Raw genomic sequence first — 1,665 nt, 5'->3', positions numbered from 1 at the left:
CGTATTCGGACTTAACGTTAGCCCAATGTATACGCGCATCTCAAAATCAGGCGGTCGACGCTATCTCCAGTTGGTGGAGGGGCATCGCGACGCGGAAGGCAAGGTCAGGATCAAGGTGGTCGCCAACCTTGGTCGCCTGGACAGGCTGTCACCCGAGAAGCTCGATCCCCTGATCAACGGGTTGAACAGGGCCGTTGGGCGCCTTGAGAACACAGCACACGAGATTACGCACGACCCCGCCCGAACCTATGGCACGGTCTTCGCGCTGCACGAACTGTGGAAAGACCTTGGGTTTGATCGCGCCCTCAACCGGGCGCTGCGCTCTGGCAAGCGCAGCATTGATGCCGAGGCTCTCGTGCGGGCGATGGTATTCAACCGGCTGTGCGATGCCACAAGCAAACTGGGCTGCCTGCGCTGGCTGGAAACTGTGGCCATGCCGGCCATGCCCGAGACCGTCACCCATCAGCATCTGTTGCGGGCCATGGACGCGTTGATGGACAACGCCGAGGCAGTCGAAGACGCCCTGGCGCGCCAGATCCGGCCGCTTGTGGATCAAGACCTCACAATAGTCTTCTATGACCTGACGACCGTGCGCATTCATGGCGAGGCCCGGCTGGAAGATGATGTTCGTGCCTTTGGCATGAACAAAGAAACCGGCGGCATCGCGCGGCAGTTCGTGCTGGGCGTGGTGCAGACCGCCGAGGGTCTGCCGCTCATGCACACAGTGCATCCGGGCAATGTGTCTGAAACCAAGACCCTGCAGGGCATGGTGCAAACGGTCCTGCAGCGCTTCCCCATCCAGCGTATCATTCTGGTGGCAGATCGCGGCCTGCTGAGTCTGGACAATATCCATCACCTGACAGACATCGCCTATAAGGGCGGGCGCAAGCTGGAGTTCATCCTCGCCGTTCCAGCGCGGCGCTATGGCGATCTTGTGGAAACCGTTCGGGGGGTTGACTTCAGGACAGGTGACGGGCTGCGAGAGGCCAGCTTTGAAGGCCACCGCCTGATTGTCGCGCATGATGCCGCCCGCGCAATCGAGCAGGGTGAGGCCCGTCGGGCGCGGATCAATGAGTTGGAGGTCATGGGGAACACCATGGTGACCAAGCTTGATTGGCAAGATGAAGGCAAGAGCGCTCTTGGGCGGCGCGCCTCAGACCGGGGGGCCTATAGCCGCTTTGTCCGTGCCATTTCAGACGCGGAACTGACGCGCTTCATCAAGGCGGATCTGACGGCAGATCGGTTCAGTTGGAACGTTGATGAAGAGGCCATCGCGCGCGCAGCCCTCTTTGACGGCAAACTCGTCTTGCTGACCAATGTCCCCGAGATCACCCCGGCTGACGCCGTCGTGCGCTACAAGGCACTGGCAGATATCGAGCGCGGCTTTCGCGTCCTGAAATCCGACATCGAGATCGCGCCAGTTCACCACCGGCTGCCAGATCGTATCCGCGCTCATGCGCTGATCTGCTTTCTGGCCCTCACCCTGCACCGAGTCATGCGCATGCGCCTGAAGGCCAAAGGCCATCACGCAAGTCCTCAGCTCGCCCTCGACATCCTGTCGCGCATTCAGAAACACACGGCATATGCCGGAAGCCGCAGCTTCCACGGAATAAGCAAAACCACACCGGAGCAACTGGACCTCTTCCAAACACTCAACCTGCCAAA

The 1,665-nt window shown here is 60.6% G+C and carries 1 protein-coding gene; it reads left to right on the top strand.

Annotation, left to right across the window (positions count from 1 at the left end; all coding sequences use genetic code 11):
* Positions 1 to 25 precede the first annotated feature (25 nt).
* The coding region (locus EV660_RS18485; RefSeq protein ID WP_134014131.1) for an IS1634 family transposase at positions 26 to 1,665 on the top strand (1,640 nt) is incomplete at its 3' end.

It is taken from the genome of Roseinatronobacter bogoriensis DSM 18756, assembly GCF_004366635.1.
Taxonomy (GTDB): domain Bacteria; phylum Pseudomonadota; class Alphaproteobacteria; order Rhodobacterales; family Rhodobacteraceae; genus Roseinatronobacter; species Roseinatronobacter bogoriensis.
This window is presented reverse-complemented; position numbering and strand designations above follow the sequence as displayed.